The organism is Streptomyces bullii, from assembly GCF_042657145.1.
GTDB lineage: Bacteria > Actinomycetota > Actinomycetes > Streptomycetales > Streptomycetaceae > Streptomyces > Streptomyces bullii.
The window spans coordinates 1-16,479 of sequence record NZ_JBHSNY010000010.1 but is presented as its reverse complement, the minus strand read 5'-3'; the positions used below and the strand labels follow the sequence as shown (position 1 = coordinate 16,479).

Annotated in this window: 11 protein-coding genes and 1 pseudogene; 4 read left to right on the top strand and 8 right to left on the bottom strand. The window is 71.5% G+C overall.

Going from position 1 to position 16,479, the window contains the following annotated elements; all coding sequences use genetic code 11:
- Positions 1–152 precede the first annotated feature (152 nt).
- From glpK to ACFPZJ_RS27210, 5 genes and pseudogenes are all read right to left on the bottom strand, one after another.
- On the bottom strand, positions 153–1,673 hold the full coding sequence (glpK, locus tag ACFPZJ_RS27230) for a glycerol kinase GlpK (RefSeq protein ID WP_381026746.1): 1,521 nt from the start codon (positions 1,671–1,673) through the stop codon (positions 153–155).
- Between the two features lie 18 nt (positions 1,674–1,691).
- Positions 1,692–2,264: pseudogene (locus ACFPZJ_RS27225) on the bottom strand (aquaporin).
- 667 nt (positions 2,265–2,931) lie between these two features.
- Positions 2,932–4,557 (bottom strand): EAL domain-containing protein, encoded by a 1,626-nt coding sequence (locus ACFPZJ_RS27220; RefSeq protein WP_381026743.1) that lies wholly within the window; start codon positions 4,555–4,557, stop codon positions 2,932–2,934.
- Positions 4,558–4,670: 113 nt separating this feature from the next.
- The gene (locus ACFPZJ_RS27215; RefSeq protein WP_381026740.1) at positions 4,671–5,861 is read right to left on the bottom strand and encodes a lipid-transfer protein; all 1,191 of its coding nucleotides are present in this window, start codon (positions 5,859–5,861) and stop codon (positions 4,671–4,673) included.
- Complete coding sequence (locus ACFPZJ_RS27210; protein WP_381027663.1) at positions 5,858–6,283, bottom strand: Zn-ribbon domain-containing OB-fold protein; 426 nt, start codon at positions 6,281–6,283, stop codon at positions 5,858–5,860. Before ACFPZJ_RS27210 ends, ACFPZJ_RS27215 begins: the two co-directional genes overlap by 4 nt.
- Positions 6,284–6,379: 96 nt before the next feature.
- On the opposite strand from ACFPZJ_RS27210, the gene ACFPZJ_RS27205 reads away from it, so the two are divergent.
- Together ACFPZJ_RS27205 and ACFPZJ_RS27200 are read left to right on the top strand one after the other, a co-directional pair.
- The gene (locus tag ACFPZJ_RS27205; RefSeq protein ID WP_381026737.1) at positions 6,380–7,189 is read left to right on the top strand and encodes a M15 family metallopeptidase; all 810 of its coding nucleotides are present in this window, start codon (positions 6,380–6,382) and stop codon (positions 7,187–7,189) included.
- Between the two features lie 46 nt (positions 7,190–7,235).
- Positions 7,236–7,772, top strand: coding sequence for an NUDIX domain-containing protein (locus ACFPZJ_RS27200; RefSeq protein ID WP_381026735.1), 537 nt, complete (start codon positions 7,236–7,238; stop codon positions 7,770–7,772).
- A 2-nt stretch (positions 7,773–7,774) separates the two neighbouring features.
- Here ACFPZJ_RS27200 and ACFPZJ_RS27195 read toward each other — a convergent pair whose 3' ends face one another.
- Positions 7,775–10,138 carry a glycoside hydrolase family 31 protein gene (locus tag ACFPZJ_RS27195; protein ID WP_381026732.1) on the bottom strand — a complete coding sequence of 788 codons (2,364 nt, stop codon included), beginning with the start codon at positions 10,136–10,138 and terminating at the stop codon, positions 7,775–7,777.
- Between the two features lie 212 nt (positions 10,139–10,350).
- Between ACFPZJ_RS27195 and ACFPZJ_RS27190 the strand changes: the two genes are divergently transcribed.
- Together ACFPZJ_RS27190 and ACFPZJ_RS27185 are read left to right on the top strand one after the other, a co-directional pair.
- The gene (locus ACFPZJ_RS27190) at positions 10,351–12,318 is read left to right on the top strand and encodes an acetoacetate--CoA ligase (RefSeq protein ID WP_381026729.1); all 1,968 of its coding nucleotides are present in this window, start codon (positions 10,351–10,353) and stop codon (positions 12,316–12,318) included.
- Positions 12,319–12,858: 540 nt separating this feature from the next.
- Positions 12,859–13,749 (top strand): hypothetical protein, encoded by an 891-nt coding sequence (locus tag ACFPZJ_RS27185; protein WP_381026727.1) that lies wholly within the window; start codon positions 12,859–12,861, stop codon positions 13,747–13,749.
- A gap of 71 nt (positions 13,750–13,820) precedes the next feature.
- On the opposite strand, the gene ptsP is transcribed toward ACFPZJ_RS27185, so the two are convergent.
- Together ptsP and ACFPZJ_RS27175 are read right to left on the bottom strand one after the other, a co-directional pair.
- Entirely contained in the window at positions 13,821–15,491 is a 1,671-nt protein-coding gene (gene ptsP, locus ACFPZJ_RS27180; RefSeq protein WP_381026725.1) for a phosphoenolpyruvate--protein phosphotransferase, read from the bottom strand.
- 77 nt (positions 15,492–15,568) lie between these two features.
- Entirely contained in the window at positions 15,569–16,018 is a 450-nt protein-coding gene (locus tag ACFPZJ_RS27175) for a PTS sugar transporter subunit IIA (RefSeq protein WP_381026723.1), read from the bottom strand.
- Between the last annotated feature and the right edge of the window lie 461 nt (positions 16,019–16,479).

Below are 16,479 nucleotides of genomic sequence, written 5' to 3'. Positions count from 1 at the left end.
GGGCGGCTCGCGCGCCTGGCCTGGTGGCCCGAATCGCCGTGGGGGCGGCTCGTGCGCCTGGCGTGGTCGCCGGTACCGCCGTCGACACGGCCCGTACCCCCGCCGACAGGGGTACGGGCCGCAGTCCGGAACGGCACGCCACGCGCGCGTGCCTACTCCTCACCCTCCTCCAGCCAGCCGAAGCTGCGCTCCACGGCCTTGTGCCAGTTGCGGTACTGGCGGTCCCGCACCGACGCGTCCATGGACGGCGTCCACTCGACGTCCTTCTGCCAGTGCGCCTTGAGCTCGTCGGTGTCGTTCCACACGCCCGTCGCGAGCCCGGCCGCGTACGCCGCGCCCAGGCAGGTGGTCTCCGAGACCTTGGGCCGGACCACGGGCACGTCGAGGACGTCGGCCTGGTGCTGCATCAGCAGGTTGTTCTTCGTCATGCCGCCGTCCACCTTCAGGGTCGTGATCCGCACCCCGGAGTCCTGGTACATGGCGTCCACGACCTCACGTGTCTGCCAGCTCGTCGCCTCCAGCACCGCACGCGCCAGGTGCGCCTTGGTGACGTACCGGGTGAGCCCGGTGACGACACCGCGCGCGTCGGACCGCCAGTACGGCGCGAACAGGCCGGAGAACGCGGGCACGATGTACGCGCCGCCGTTGTCCTCCACGCTCGCCGCGAGCGGCTCGATGTCGTCGGCGGTGGCGATGATGCCGAGCTGGTCGCGGAACCACTGCACCAGCGCGCCCGTGATGGCGATCGACCCCTCCAGGCAGTAGACCGGCGCCTCGTCGCCGATCTTGTAGCCCATCGTGGTCAGCAGTCCGCTCTTCGACGGCACGGGCCGGTTGCCGGTGTTCAGCAGCAGGAAGCTGCCCGTGCCGTAGGTGTTCTTCGCCGTGCCCACGTCGTAGCAGGCCTGACCGAACACGGCGGCCTGCTGGTCACCCAGCGCGGAGGCGACGGGCACGCCGGCCAGCTGGCCGACGGCCGTGCCGTACACCTCGGCCGAGGACCTGATCTCGGGCAGCATCGCCTCGGGAATGTTCATCGCCGAGAGGATCGAGGAGTCCCACTGGAGGGTCTCCAGGTTCATCAGCATGGTGCGCCCGGCGTTGGTCACGTCGGTGACGTGCTTCCCGCCGTCCGTGCCGCCGGTGAGGTTCCAGATCAGCCAGGAGTCGATGGTGCCGAAGGCGATCTCGCCGCGTTCGGCGCGCGCCCTGAGGTCGGGCACGTTGTCGAGCAGCCAGGCCGCCTTGGGCCCGGAGAAGTAGGTGGCCAGCGGCAGGCCCGTCTGCTCGCGGAAACGGTCCTGCCCGTGCGAGCCGCCCAGTTGGTTGCACAGGGCCGCGGTGCGCGTGTCCTGCCACACGATCGCGTTGTGCACCGGTTTGCCGGTCGTGCGGTCCCACAGCAGCGTGGTCTCCCGCTGGTTGGTGATGCCGAGCGCGCTGACCTGGTCGGCGCGCAGCCCGGCCTTGGCGATCGCCCCGGCCACCACCGCCTGTGTCTTGGACCAGATCTCGGTGGCGTCGTGCTCGACCCAGCCGGGTTTGGGGAAGATCTGGCGGTGCTCGCGCTGGTCGACGGCGACGATCGCGCCGTCCTGGTTGAAGACGATGCAGCGGCTGGAGGTGGTGCCCTGGTCGATTGCGGCGACGTACTTCTCGGAGTTGTCCGTCATGGCTACCCCTTGCGATGGTCAGAAGGCTGCGTTGTGGATGAGAGCCGCGAGAACTCCGCCGATTCCAGGCCCCACGACCGGTACCCAGGCGTACTCCCGGTCGGACGTGCCCTGGTGCGGGATCGGGAGGAACTGGTGCACGATGCGCGGACCGAGGTCACGTGCCGGGCCGGTCGCGTGCCGGGCGGGTCCACCGAGCGAGAGGCCGATACCGACGACCACGAGGGACCAGCAGGATCGAGATGCCGGAGCCGTGGAGTCCTGCCGCTTCTCCCCGGATCTGTCCGAAGCCGACGCCCTGGCCGGTCCTGTGGCCGCCGACCAGCGCGAGGAGGGGCAGGACTTCGGTCCAGCACCGTGTCGACGGCCGGGCCGAGGGGGACAGCGGGGTCGACGTGTCCGCCTGACAGCGGGGCGGCGGTGTACGCGCCGGCCAGGACACCGAAGCCCCAGCCGAACGTGATGGCGGTCCGACCCGACGCACGGGCCTTGGAGGACCTGAGGGTGACAGCGGCGCACACTCCGGCGCCGAAGAGAATCAGGATCGCCGTACCGAATGATCTCGCCGACGAAGAGGTCTGCGTTGCTCATGGCGGCTCCTTGGCCCTGGCCCGGGATGCCGGCCCGGTCCTCCGTGCGAGGTGCGGTTCCCATGGCGACTTCAGCCGAGGGCAGGGAGTTCCCGCCCGGCGTCCGTGACGAGCGTGCCGTCGAGCCGTATCGCCCGTGGGGGAAGGGCCTTGACGCGGAGGGCCGGCGCGGAGCAGTGCCGGATACGCCGAGTATGTACGGCGATGTCGACTGACACCGGAAGTGTTCACCGGCGCCCAGGGGGCGTCAAGGTTGCCGACGCCAACGGTTGTGAGCGGAGCGACGGCCGCTTTTTTCCTCAGGTTCGCACAGGTGGACGCTCAGCGCCTGTTCAAGCGGTGCGGGGCGCCCGACCGCTCGTGCTCGTGACCGCCGCCGGGATCCGCCGAGCCGCGGCAGCGACGCCTGGGCGTCATGCGGCGTCTGCCTGGGTCGCGCAGTCAGTGCTTGACGTACGGGCAGGAGCTGAGGGCACCGGCCGCATCCGGCGACACGGGCAACGCCCTGTGGGCCCGACGGTACGGACGGAACCGCCCCGAGTCACCGCAGCCGAACGGCGCGTCCGGAGCCGACGCAGACGAACCGCTGCGGGCCTCGCCCGCCCCAGCCGCGCCCCCGGGCGGGAACACCCGCCGCCCCGTTCCCACCCGCCCGCCTGGCCCCTCAGTCACCCGGCCGGCGCCGGCGCCATCCGCGAGCCACGACGAATCTCATGCCCGGGCGCTCCCGCCCGCCCCACCACCCAACTCGCTCCCCGCAGCGCCTTGGCGGCCTTCTTCAGCGGCGCCAGGCAAGCCGCCGCCTGCCGGTGATCGCTCACGCTGCCCGGCACGCACACCACCGTGGCCAGGGACAACGTCACCGGCCGTCCACCCGCCGACCACAGCGCGTCCAGCACGGCGGCGGCCACCGGCTCCAGCTCCTCGGCATCGGTCAGCACCAGGAAGTCGTCCCCGCCGATGTGGCCCACACGTGTGGTTCCGGAGGAGGCCTGCTGCAGGGCCCGCCCGACCGACCGGATCAGCTCGTCCCCCGCGGCGAAACCGGCGCCGTCGTTGACCTGCTTGAAGTGGTCGACGTCCAGCCAGCTCAGCGCGAACGTCCGGCCGGCCGCGATCCGCCGGTCCGCCTCGCTCGTGATCGCGTCCGAGCCGGGCAGCCGCGTCAGCGGATTGAGCCCGACCGCCTCCTGCACCCGGCTCTCGGCCAACGCCCGCACCAGGTCCGCCAGCCGTACGACGCCCACGCAGCGCCCGTGCTCGTCGACGACCGCGACATCGTCCGAGGTGCGGTCCCGGTCGCCGACCGCCAGCACGTCCAGGACCTCCCAGGCGGTGGCGTCGACGCCCACCGTCCTCGGGGGGTCACCGAGTTTGGCGGCGGGCCGGTCGGCGTACAGGGCGTGGCCGTAGCGTCCCGACATGGACAACAGGAAGCGGGACCGGTGCACCGAGCGGTGCGGCACCCCGGCCGTGTCCACGAGCAGCACACCGGAGACGTCCGGTGCCCCCGTCAGCAGGTCCCGCACCTCTCCCGCGGACGCGGTGGCGGGCAGCAGCGCGGCGGGCCGCACGAACTCCCGTACCGACGGGCCGGACCGGGGCGGGACCACCTCGCCGGGGCCACGGGGCGGAACGTACACGTCCGCGGCGGGCAACCGGGCCGGCGGCGCGAACAGCTCGCCCTGTGCCAGCTGCGCACCGGCCGCCAGCGCGGTCGCGCACTGCCCCTCCGTCTCCACGCCCTCGACGCACAGGAGCGCTCCCAGCCCGTCGCAGAGCGTGCGCATCGCCCGGACCGCCGCGGGCCGCGCCAGCAGCGACCCGTCCAGCTTCACCAGGTCGGGGGAGAGATCCGCGAGCAGCCGCAACGGTACGTCCCCGTCCCCGACGCCGTCCGCGCAGATCCGGAAGCCCAGGCCGCGCAGCGCGGTCACCGCCTCCAGCAGCGCGTGTCGCGGTACGTGCGTGTAGGGCGGGCCGATGTCGACCGTCACCTCCCACGGCAGCCGCCCGGCCTCGCGCACGGCGTCGTGCAGCGAGGGCAGTCCGCCCAGGTCGACGAGCGTGCCGGCGAACACGTTGACGTGCAGCGGCAGGAGCGTCCCCCTGCGCACCGCCGCGCGAACCGCCGACACCGCCGTCCGTACGTCGAGCCCGGGATCGCGGCGGGCCTCGGCGAGGACGTCCCCGGTCTCCGGGCGGGCGAGTATCTCCAGCCCCGCGACCCCGCCGGTCGTCAGGTTGACCACCGGTTGAAAGGCGAAGCGGAGACTGTCCGTCCAGGAGTGCACGGGAGCATGATGTCCTCGCCCGCGCACGCCCGAGCCCAGTTCATGCGACGTTCACGCAGGATTCCCGACCCGTCACACAGCGTAGGAATCGGCGTACGAACACCCGTCTCCTCTCACCGCACCACGACCACCGCCGACCCGTGCCCGAAGAGCCCCTGGTTCACGCCGATCGCGGCACACGCCCCCGCGACCTGCCGGTCGCCCGCAGCGCCCCTCAACTGCCAGGTCATCTCGCACACCTGGGCGATCGCCTGTGCCGGAACGGCCTCGCCGAACGAGGCCAGCCCACCGCTCACGTTCACGGGTGTGCGCCCGCCAGGGGCCGTGGCGCCCTCCCGCAGCAGCCGGGCGCCCTCGCCCGGAGCGCACAGCCCCAAATCCTCGTACCACTGCAGCTCCAACGCGGTGGACAGGTCGTAGACCTCCGCCAGGGACAGGTCCTCCGGCCCGACGCCCGCCTCCTCGTAGGCGGCTCGTGCGATCGACTCCCGGAAGGTCTCGCCGGCCGGCTCCACCGCCGCCCACGAGTCCGTCGCGATGTCGGGCAGGTCCAGCACGACGTTCGGGTAGCGCGGTGTCACCGTGGACACCGCCCGGATCCGCACCGGGTCCGCCACCCCGTGCCGGCGCGCGAACTCCCTGCTGGACAGCACCAGCGCCGCCCCGCCGTCCGAGGTGGCGCAGATGTCCAGCAGCCGCAGCGGATCGGCCACCAGGGGTGAGGCGGCGACCTCCTCCGCGGTGACCCTCCTCCGGTAGCGCGCGTACGGGTTCAGCGCCCCCATCGCAGCGTTCTTCACCTTCACCTGTGCGAAGTCCTGCTGCGTGTCGCCGTGCACGGCCATCCGCCGGCGTGCGTACAGCCCGAAGTAGGCCGGATTCGTCGCGCCGAGAACACGGAAACGCAGCCAGTCCGGATCGTCGGGCCGCTCACCCCCGGCAGGCCTGAAGAACCCCTTGGGCGCCGCGTCGGCGCCCACCACGAGCACCACCTCGGCCAGCCCCGAGAGGATCTGCGCCCGCGCGGTGTCGATGGCCTGCGCCCCGGACGCGCACGCCGCGTACACGCTCGTGACCCTGGCGCCCTGCCAGCCGAGTGCTTTCGCGAACGTCGCCCCGGCCACATACCCGGGGTAGCCGCCGCGCACGGTGTCCGCGCCGACGATCGCGCTGACGTCCCGCCAGTCCAGGCCGGCATCGGCGAGGGCCGCCCGCGCGGCCGCCACCCCGTACTCGACGAAACCGCGCCCCCATTTTCCCCAGGGGTGCATGCCGACGCCGAGCACCGCCACCTCCGCTGTCACTGAGTCACCCCCGTCGGCCGCCAGTGCCAGGTCGTCCAGATCGTCTCCGCGTCCTCGTGGAGCACGCCAAGGACGAGCTCCACCTCCATGCCCACCGTCAGGTCGGCGACGGTGACACCGGCAGCGGCTTGTCCCAGCACCACGATCCGCTCGGACTCCAGCTCCACAGCGATCAACGCGTACGGCTCCCACGGAAGGTCCGGGTCGGTCACATAGGGTGACGGAGGCCGGTAGCGGCTGTCCGTGTACGACCACACCCGCCCCCGCCGGGACAGCGCAACCTCCGGCAGCTCGCCTCCGGCGCATCCGGGATTGCGGCACCGCACGTCTTCACGCGGGAAGAAGACCGAGCCGCACGCCGAACAGCGCGTGCCGAGGAGCCTGAAGCCGTCCCCCTCGCCGGCGAACCACCCCGCCACCACAGGTGTGCGTGTACGCGACACACTTCCTCCCGACGTCATACCTGACGGGTCGTCAGAAGTGTGTCATGGCAGACCGGAGATGGGCAGGGCAGAGGCATGACACGACTCTCCACCGCGGTACGCGGACTGGTCACCGCCCTCGCCGCCCTGCTCCTGGCCACCCTCGCCCCCGCCACGGCCGGGGCGGGCACCGAGCCCAAGGCGCCCGAGGACTTCGTGGCGCTGAGAAGGGTGGACCCGACGATCCTCCAGGAGATCCGCTACTTCACCCCACACAACTTCGTCGGCGAGCGCGTCGACGGCTACAAGCAGCCGATGTGCATCCTCACCCGCCCCGCCGCCGAGGCCCTCCACCACGCCCAGACGAAGCTGCTGAGCCAGGGCTACACCCTCAAGGTGTACGACTGCTATCGGCCGCAGCGCGCCGTGGACCACTTCGTGCGCTGGGCGAGGGACCTCGACGACCAGGCCATGAAGGACGAGTTCTATCCGAACGTCGACAAGACCCGGCTCTTCGCGGACGGTTATATCGCGGAGAAATCCGGCCACAGCCGCGGCTCGACCGTGGACCTCACGATCGTGCGGCTTCCGGCCAGGCCCACCCGGCCCTACCATCCCGGAGAGCCCCTCGTGCCCTGCTTCGCGCCCCAGGACGAGCGCTTCCCCGACAACTCCGTCGACATGGGCACGGGCTTCGACTGCTTCGACACCCTCTCCCACACGCTGGACCCGCGCGTCCAGGGCGAACAGCGCGCCAACCGGCTCCTGCTCAAAGGCACCCTGGAAGGCCTCGGCTTCGTGAACCTCGCCGAGGAGTGGTGGCACTACACCTACAAGCCCGAGCCCTACCCGGACACCTACTTCGACTTCCCCGTGTCCTCGGCATCGCTCACCGGCACCGATTGAGTCGCCACCGGAGACGCCGCTTCCGTGATCGGATACAGTCCGCCGCGTGTCCGAAACTCAGCACTCCAGTTCCCATCCCGTGCCGAACTCCCACTGTTCGAGCTGCGGCGCGCCCTATGGAGAGGGCGTCTCCGGCTGGCCCCGTACCTGCCCGGCGTGCGGCACCGTGGCCTACCGCAACCCGCTGCCGGTCGCGGTCGCCCTCCAGCCCGTGTACGACACCAAGGGCACGGCCCTGGTCGTCATCACCCGAACCGTCGCTCCCGCGCGCGGGGGGACCGCCCTGCCCGGCGGCTACGTCAACGACCGTGAGGACTGGCGGACGGCCCTCGTCCGCGAACTCAAGGAGGAGACCGGCATCGACGCCGCGAGCCGCGACGTACGCCTCGTCGACGCGATGAGCTCGCCCGACGGACACCTGCTGCTGTTCGGGCTTCTCCCGGAACGCCCGGCCGAGGGACTGCCGCCCTCCGCCGCCACGGACGAGACGGCGGGCCGGCACCTCCTGCGCAGGCCGGAGGAGCTCGCCTTCCCGCTGCACACCCTGGCCGTGTGGGCCTGGTTCGAGGGCCGGTACGTCTGAGCTCAGCGCTCGTGGAGCCCCCGGACGCGCACCGGGTGAGGCGGCCCGCTCACGCCGTCCTCACCCTCCCGCTCCACGACGACGCGACGGCCGTGCCGGCGGGCGGTGTAGCGCTCGATCTCCGGCTCCCACCCATCGCCCAAGTCCGGCACGACCAGGCCACCACCGGTCCGGCCGGGCTCGGGCGCCCACACCTCCAGTTCCAGCTCGCCGTCCTCCCCGCGAACGGGAAGGACGGCACCCGCGCGCGCGAACACCGGAATCCGCGCCAGGGGAGCGTCGACCAGCACCTGGGCCGGCCCTTCGTGCGCCCGTCCCGTCGCCGTGTCGTACCAGCGTCCCCGGGGGAGCCGCACCACACGCCGGTCGGCCCCCGGATCGAGCACCGGCGCCACTAGCAGGCAGTCGCCCAGCAGGAAGGCGTCCTCGCAGTCACGCAGCGCTCGCTCCTCGGGCGCCGACCACCACAGCGGCCGCACGTAGGGAGCTCCGGTGCGCCGGGCCAGATGCGCCAGCGTCAGGAAGTACGGCAGCAGCCGCCGGCGCTCCAGGAGCGCCAGGCGCGCGTGTTCCAGCACCTGCGGACCGAACTCCCACGGCTCCCTGCGGCTCGCCCGCAGGCTCGCGTGCGTGCGGAACAGCGGCAGGTACGCGCCCAGCTGGAACCACCGCAGATACAGCTCCGGCGACGGGTCCCCGTCGAAGCCGCCGATGTCCGGCCCCGAGTAAGGCACTCCGCACAGCCCGAGCCCCAGGACCAGCGCCAGCGACGCCCGCAGCCCCGGCCAGCTCGTGGCCACGTCACCGGACCACGTCCCGCCGTACCGCTGCATGCCGGCCCACCCGGAGCGCGAGAACACGAACGGGCGCTCCTGGGGCGCCAGTTTCCGGAGCCCTTCGTATCCCGCCCTGGCCATGCAGAGCGCGTACACGTTGTGCGCCTCACGATGGTCACCGCCGCAGCCCTCCAGGGCGTGCCGGGCCGAACGCGGCAGCGTCGACTCCCCGAACGCCGTGAACGAGGTGGGCTCGTTCATGTCGTGCCAGAAACCGGAGAACCCCTGAGCGAGCCGCTCCTGGTACAGGCCGCCCCACCACTCACGCACGCGCGCGTGCGTGAAATCCGGGAAGACCGCGTCCCCGGGCCACGCGACCCCGCGCACGACCCGTCCCGACGCGTCCCGCACGAAGGCGTCCTCGGCCGTGCCGCTGTCGTGCACGGCGTTGCCCGACTCCGCCTTGACCGCGGGATCGACGATCGACACCAGCCGGATCCCGTCCCGCCGCAGTTCCTCGGCGAGCACCGGCAGCTTCGGGAAACGCTCGGTGTCGACGGTGAACACCTGGTGGTCGTCGTAGTGGTCGATGTCCAGGTGCACGGCGTCCAGCGGCAGACCGCGCTCCTGGTAGCCCTCGACGATCCGCCGCACCTCCTGCTCGCTGCCGAAGCCCCACCGCGCGTGATGGTGACCGAGCGCCCACGCGGGCGGCAGGGCGGGCGCACCCGTGAGTGAGGCCCACGTGAGCAGCACGCGCGCGGGGGTGCCCACCATCACCCAGCAGCGCAGCGGACCGCCGTCCATCCGCAGCTCCGCCGTACCGGCCCGGTCGTGCCCCGAACCCGCGCCTTCCTCGCCCTCCCGCAGCGTCACCGTGCCGTCCCACGAGTTGTCGTAGAACATCAGATGCGTGCCCGCGTCGGCCACCACCAGCTGGAGAGGCATCGTGATGTACAGCGGGTCGTCCCCCGGGGCGAAGGCGGCGCCGGGGTCGGTGTTCCACAGCCGGTACGTTCCGTCCCGCAGCCGGGGGCCCGAGGCACGCCCCCCGAGCCCGAAGAACCGCGCGTCCGCGCCCACCTCCGACCGCTGCATCCAGCGCGCCGGACCACCCCCGGCCGCCTCCCACCAGCGCGGCGGTAGATCGCGGCGCAGGGGAACACCTCCCGGCGTGCTCACCTCGACCGCGCCGTGCCGGGAGACGACGACCGTCACCCGCTCGGCCACGACCCGCCACCCGCCGTCCTTGTCCGGCTCCAGCACCGCCCGAGGGTCCGGCTCGGGGCAACGGCCCGCGAGCGCGTACGACGGCTCGGGATCCGCCCCGTCCCAGCCCCAGAAGACGGCCCCGTTCACGGCGACGAGAATCCGCAACTCGGAGCGGCTGAACCGGATGACGCCGCCACCCGGCCCGGGCTCCACCTCCCGCACCTGCCCGGGCACCCGGGCGCGCTCGGCCCCCCGCGCCGGCAGACCGGAGGCGTCGGCGCGCCTTCTGCGCCACGCGGCCCGAACGGTCCGCATCCCCTGCGCCGCCCCCACCGAACCGACCGCCTTCACCGAACGCACCAGGTCACGACCGTCCATGCTGCTCACCCTGCCATTGCCCGCCCCGTGCATGCGTCTCGTTCAACTGCCGTTCACCCGTGCCGGGACCACATCTTCACGACACGGACTATGTGGGGCGCTCCCTGGTGCAGAAGTCGATCACATGGCATCGTCCGTGTCAGCCGCGTCACGCGCACACCCCAGCTCGTGCGCGGAGGACGCACACGACGCGCACAGTCCGGGAGCCGACCATGCCGACCGTCAACCCCCAGCCGCTCTGGCAGCCAGATCCCCAGCGCATCGCACAGGCACAGATCACCAGATTCCACGCCTGGGCCGCCGAACACCACGGCGCCCCCGCCGCTGGCGGCTACACGGCCCTGCACCGATGGTCCGTCGACGAATTGGAGACGTTCTGGAAGGCCGTCACCGAGTGGTTCGACGTCCGCTTCTCGACGCCCTACGCGCGCGTGCTGGGCGACCGTGCCATGCCGGGAGCCCAGTGGTTCCCCGGAGCCACCCTGAACTACGCGGAGCACGCCCTGCGCGCCGCCGCCACCCGGGTGGACGAACCGGCCCTGCTGTACGTCGACGAAACCCACGAGCCCCGTCCCGTCACCTGGGCCGAGCTGCGCCGCCAGGTGGGCTCCCTCGCCGCCGAACTGCGCGCGCTCGGCGTACGCCCCGGAGACCGCGTCAGCGGCTACCTGCCGAACATCCCGCAGGCCGTGGTGGCCCTCCTCGCGACGGCGGCCGTGGGCGGCGTCTGGACCTCTTGCGCGCCCGACTTCGGTGCCCGCAGCGTCCTGGACCGCTTCCAGCAGGTGGAGCCGGTGGTGCTGTTCACCGTCGACGGCTACCGCTACGGCGGCAAGGAGCACGACCGCCGCGACATCGTCGCCGAACTGCGCCGCGAGCTGCCCACCGTACGCGCCGTCGTCCACATCCCCCTCCTGGGCACCGAAGCGCCTGACGGTGCCCTGGAATGGTCGGCCCTCACGGCCGCGGACACGGACCCCGTCTTCGAGCAGGTGCCCTTCGACCACCCGCTGTGGGTGCTGTACTCCTCCGGCACGACCGGCCTGCCCAAGGCCCTCGTCCAGTCACAGGGCGGCATCCTGGTCGAGCATCTCAAGCAGCTCGGCCTGCACTGCGACCTGGGTCCGGACGACCGTTTCTTCTGGTACACGTCGACGGGCTGGATGATGTGGAACTTCCTCGTCTCCGGCCTCCTCACCGGCACGACGGTCGTCCTCTACGACGGCAGCCCCGGCTACCCGGACACCGGCGCCCAGTGGCGAGTCGCCGAACGCACCGGAGCCACCCTCTACGGCACCTCGGCCGCGTACGTCATGGCCTGCCGCAAGGCGGGCGTGCACCCGTCCCGCGACTTCGACCTCTCGGCCGTCCAGTGCGTCGCCACCACCGGCTCACCCCTGCCGCCCGACGGCTTCCGCTGGCTGCACGACGAGGTCCGCGACGACCTGTGGATCGCCTCCGTCAGCGGTGGCACGGACGTGTGCTCCTGCTTCGCGGGAGCCGTACCGACCCTCCCGGTGTACGTCGGCGAGCTCCAGGCCCCCTGCCTGGGCACCGACCTGCAGTCCTGGGACCCGGGCGGCAAGCCCCTGGTCGACGAGGTGGGTGAACTCGTGGTCACCAACCCCATGCCGTCCATGCCGGTCTACTTCTGGAACGACCCGGACGGCAGCCGCTACCACGACAGCTACTTCGACACCTACCCCGGTGTGTGGCGGCACGGCGACTGGATCACCGTCACCTCGCGCGGATCCGTCGTCATCCACGGACGCTCCGACTCCACCCTCAACCGCCAGGGCGTCCGCATGGGGTCCGCCGACATCTACGAGGTCGTCGAGCGCCTCCCCGAGATCAGGGAATCCCTCGTCATCGGCATCGAACAGCCCGACGGCGGCTACTGGATGCCCCTGTTCGTGCACCTGGCCCCGGGCGCGGCCCTCGACGAGGCGCTGCTGAGCCGCATCAAGCGGACCATCCGCGAACAGCTCTCCCCGCGCCACGTCCCCGACGAGATCATCCAAGTCCCCGGAATCCCGCACACCCTGACCGGCAAGCGCATCGAAGTCCCGGTCAAGCGCCTCCTCCAGGGCACCCCTCTGGAAAAGGCGGTCAACCCGGGCTCCATCGACAACCTCGACCTGCTGCATTTCTACGAGGACCTGGCCCGCAAGCGCCCCTGACCGGGCATCCCACAGAGGAGCGATCAGCCGCACAGACGGCCTCGGACTCACCGTGCATGCGGTGAACTCCGAGGCCGGCCGCGCCGCGCCGGCCGGCACCAGCCCCCGGCGGTGGTGACACGCACCCCCGGGCCGGACGACAGGCGGAAACCGCGCCCCCGCGACGACCCAGACCCCCTCGCCCGACTTGACGCGGCCATGCCCGCCCCGCGCCGGCTCCTGATTCCGCTCCCCGGCTGTCTTCGCCCCGGGCGGCACCACCACGGCGCTCTCGGCGACCGCGGCCCAGTCACCCCCCTCCTCCCCCCCACGGGCAGCTGTCTTGGAGCCAAAGGCCTGGCGCAGTCCGCCCTGCGCAGCGTGGGACCACTCGCCGTCACCGCCCCATCGTCACCGACCCCCACGGCTGGCTTCGGCACCGCCATGACGCTGGCCTGCGTAATCCGGCACCGCCAGGCCGGCCACCGCCTCACGCGGACCTCATTGTCAGTGCTGCCCGTTACTGTGAGTGAGCATTGATCGACTGTGCAAGGGGGACACATGGCGCACACAGACCACCACACCATGCGACGCGTTCTGCGCCGCGAGATCGCCGGCACCATCGGCCTGCTGACCGACGAGCACGACTTCCGCGCCATGCGGCGCTACCGCAGCTTCACCTTCGACGACCACGCCACCTACCTCCAGCAGGTCGAGGCCCTCCTCAGGACACGCGCCTCTCAGGGCACCCACACCACGGTCGCCCTCTTCGACCCGGAGGAGTACGCCGAGTACTGCACGGAGGCGGGCATCGACCCCGACCTGCCGTCGAGCCGCGCACGGTTCACGGCGGAACTCGCGGCGACCGGGCCCACCATCCCCTACGACGGCCAGCCCCTGGCCGACCTCCTCCCGGCCCTCGTCGACGAAGCCGTCCGCCGGGCCACCTGGGAGTACGCGACCACACTCCTGTCCCGCCTGGGCGCCTGCCCCACATGTGGTGAGGACATCGGCCGCGCCGCCTTCGTCCGCGCCTCTGACCTCCTCGTCCGCATCCTCGACACGGCGCCACCGGGCAACCGGCACCTGGTCTGCAGCGTTTCCGGACCGCCGGAAACCCTGATCTCCGTCCTGCACGCCGACGACAGCGACGGCATCACCGAACTGGACGAGGCCGAAACCCTCGAATTCACCACCGTCCTGGCCCTCGGTCTCGCCACCGACAGCCCCGGAGGCCTCGTCATGCGCACCAGTGCGCCAGGCACACCCGACCGCATCTACGGCTGGCGACTGCGCGCCCGCTGTCTCGACCCCCTCACCGCGGGAGAGGTCTTCGACGCCTACTGCACCGACGTCGAATCAGGAGACCTCATCTCCCCGGAGTCCAACGTCGACTACTGCGAGCCGCCCGACCTGGGGGGAGGAGATCCGACACCGGGACACCACCACTGAACGCACAGGAGGGGCGCCCCACCGCAGGTGAAGCGCCCCTCCCGACCAGCCGCCGGACGGCTCGGGCCGGACTACTCGCCCGACAGCACCGCCTGAGCGGCCTTGCGCGCGTCCTCGGCGCTGTCCGACGCCCGCGCCGCCGCCGCTGCCCGCTCGCACTGCGCCAGCGTGTGCTTCGCCAGCGTGGCCCGGACATAAGGAATCGATGCCGCACCCATCGAGAGAGAGGTGACGCCCAGACCGGTCAGCACACAGGCCAGCAACGGGTCGGACGCGGCCTCACCGCAGACCCCGCAGCTCTTGCCCTCGGCCTTCGCGGCCTCCGCGGACAGCGCGACCAGGTCGAGCAGCGCGGGCTGCCACGGATCCTGAAGACGGGAGACGGCACCCACCTGGCGGTCGGCGGCGAAGGTGTACTGCGCGAGGTCGTTCGTCCCCAGCGACAGGAACTCCACCTCCTGCAGAATCGAGCGCGCCCGCAGCGCGGCCGACGGAATCTCGACCATCGCACCGAACTTCGCCCGCAGCCCCGCCTCACGGCAGGCGTCCGCGAACGCCCTCGCGTCAGTACGGTCCGCCACCATCGGGGCCATGACCTCGAGGTAGACCGGCAGTCCTTCCGCGGCCTTCGCCAGCGCCGTCAGCTGCGTACGCAGCACTTCGGGGTGGTCGAGCAGGGTCCGCAGGCCACGCACGCCGAGCGCCGGGTTCGGCTCGTCGGCCGGCGTCAGGAAGTCCAGCGGCTTGTCCGCGCCGGCGTCCAGCACCCGCACGACGACACGGCCCTCGGGGAACGCCTCCAGGACCTGCCGGTAGGCCGTGATCTGCTTCTCCTCGGACGGCGCTTTCTTGTTGTCGTCCAGGAACAGGAACTCGGTACGGAACAGACCGACACCCTCGGCCCCCGCCTCGACAGCCGCCGCCACATCCGCCGGACCGCCGATGTTGGCGAGCAGCGGCACCTTGTGGCCGTCCGCGGTGGCACCAGGACCCGTCGACGCGGCCAACGCGGCCTTCCGCTCAGCGGCAGCGGCCCGCAACTGCGCCTTCTTCTCCTCGCTCGGACCGACGAAGATTTCGCCCGTGCTGCCGTCGACCGCGATCATCGTGCCCTCGGCAAGTTCACCGGCACCCGGCAGCGCCACCACGGCCGGCACTCCCAGCGCCCGCGCCAGAATCGCGCTGTGACTCGTGGGCCCGCCCTCCTCGGTGACGAAGCCGAGCACCAGAGCCGGGTCCAGCAACGCCGTGTCGGCGGGCGCGAGGTCACGCGCGACCAGGACGTACGGCTCGTCGCTGTCCGGGACACCCGGCATCGGCACCCCGAGCAGACGGGCGACGATACGATTCCGCACGTCGTCGAGGTCGGCCACCCGACCGGCAAGGTACTCACCGGCACCCGCCAGCAGCTCGCGGTACGCGGCGAAGGCGTCGTACACCGCACGCTCGGCCGTGCTCCCGACGGCGATACGCCGGTCCACATCCGCCATCAGCTCGGGATCCTGCGCCATCATCGCCTGGGCCTCGAGCACGGCCTGGGCTTCGCCCCCGGCCAGATTGCCGCGCGCCATCAAGTCGGCGGCCACCGCCTCCACGGCCTTGCGGGCGCGCCCCTGTTCACGCTCCGCCTCCTCCGCCGGGATCTGCTTGGCCGGCGGCTCGAGCACCGCCGTTCCCATGTGCCGAACCTCGCCGATCGCCACACCGTGGCTCACACCGACGCCTCGCAGCGTTGTCTCCATCTCACCCGTCTCCGATAGAGCGGCGGCCCGCCGCCGCGTTGATTGTCCCTACTCGCCGTCCTACGACGGCTCTGACGTCACTTCCAGAGGAAGAGGCTGTCGCCGGCCTTCACATCGCCGTCGTCACGAAGATCGGAGAGAGCGTCGGCCGTGGCCTCGAGAGCCACGACAGGAGACACCGGGGACTTGCCGGCGGCCTCGACGGCCGCCGGGTTCCAGCGCACGATGGCCTGGCCGCGCGTCACGGTGTCGCCCTTGTTCACAAGCAGCTCGAAGCCGTCGCCATTGAGCTGCACGGTGTCGATACCGAGGTGGGTGAGCACGCCGTGTCCGCTCTCGTCGACGACGACGAAGGCGTGCGGGTGCAGAGAGACGATCACTCCGTCGACGGGCGCGATCGCCTCGGACGGCTCACGTACGGGATCGATCGCGGTGCCCGGGCCGACCATGGCCCCGGAGAAAACCGGATCCGGCACGGCGGCCAGTCCGATGGCGCGTCCTGCGAGCGGGGACGTCACGGTGGTCATGGGAAGCCTCCCAGGGGTGGAGATCTATATGGGCCGTCACTGCCTGTCCCGGACGGCGCACTGCGCAGCAGCGTATGTCATGAGACGTACCGGTTCGCCGGAGAGATGCGAATAGAGGTCTAGACCACATCTCCAAGTGATTTGCACCCGATCCGCGAGCCCGTGTACAGTCGTACTCCTGCTTGGGGTTGAGCGACGCGACCAGGCGTCCTTGCCCGGCAGCAACCCAACTTGCCAGATCCTATCTCGGGATCACCTTCTGCATGCCCGCAGGAGGGTGGTCAGAGAGCCGGGAAAACGCTGGTAGAGTTGAGGACACCGAAGGGAAGCGCCTGGAGGAAAGCCCGAGAGGGTGAGTACGAAGGAAGCGTCCGTTCCTTGAGAACTCAACAGCGTGCCAAAAGTCAACGCCAGATATGTTGATACCCCGTCTCCGGCCATTCGGCTGGGGCGAGGTTCCT

Bases quoted from the DNA above. Each gene is read 5' to 3' on its own strand.
- glpK (WP_381026746.1), bottom strand. From the start codon at position 1,673: ATGACGGACAACTCCGAGAAGTACGTCGCCGCAATCGACCAGGGCACC.
- ACFPZJ_RS27205 (WP_381026737.1), top strand. From the start codon at position 6,380: ATGACACGACTCTCCACCGCGGTACGCGGACTGGTCACCGCCCTCGCC.
- ACFPZJ_RS27195 (WP_381026732.1), bottom strand. From the start codon at position 10,138: ATGGACGGTCGTGACCTGGTGCGTTCGGTGAAGGCGGTCGGTTCGGTG.
- ACFPZJ_RS27190 (WP_381026729.1), top strand. From the start codon at position 10,351: ATGCCGACCGTCAACCCCCAGCCGCTCTGGCAGCCAGATCCCCAGCGC.
- ACFPZJ_RS27185 (WP_381026727.1), top strand. From the start codon at position 12,859: ATGGCGCACACAGACCACCACACCATGCGACGCGTTCTGCGCCGCGAG.
- ptsP (WP_381026725.1), bottom strand. From the start codon at position 15,491: ATGGAGACAACGCTGCGAGGCGTCGGTGTGAGCCACGGTGTGGCGATC.
- ACFPZJ_RS27175 (WP_381026723.1), bottom strand. From the start codon at position 16,018: ATGACCACCGTGACGTCCCCGCTCGCAGGACGCGCCATCGGACTGGCC.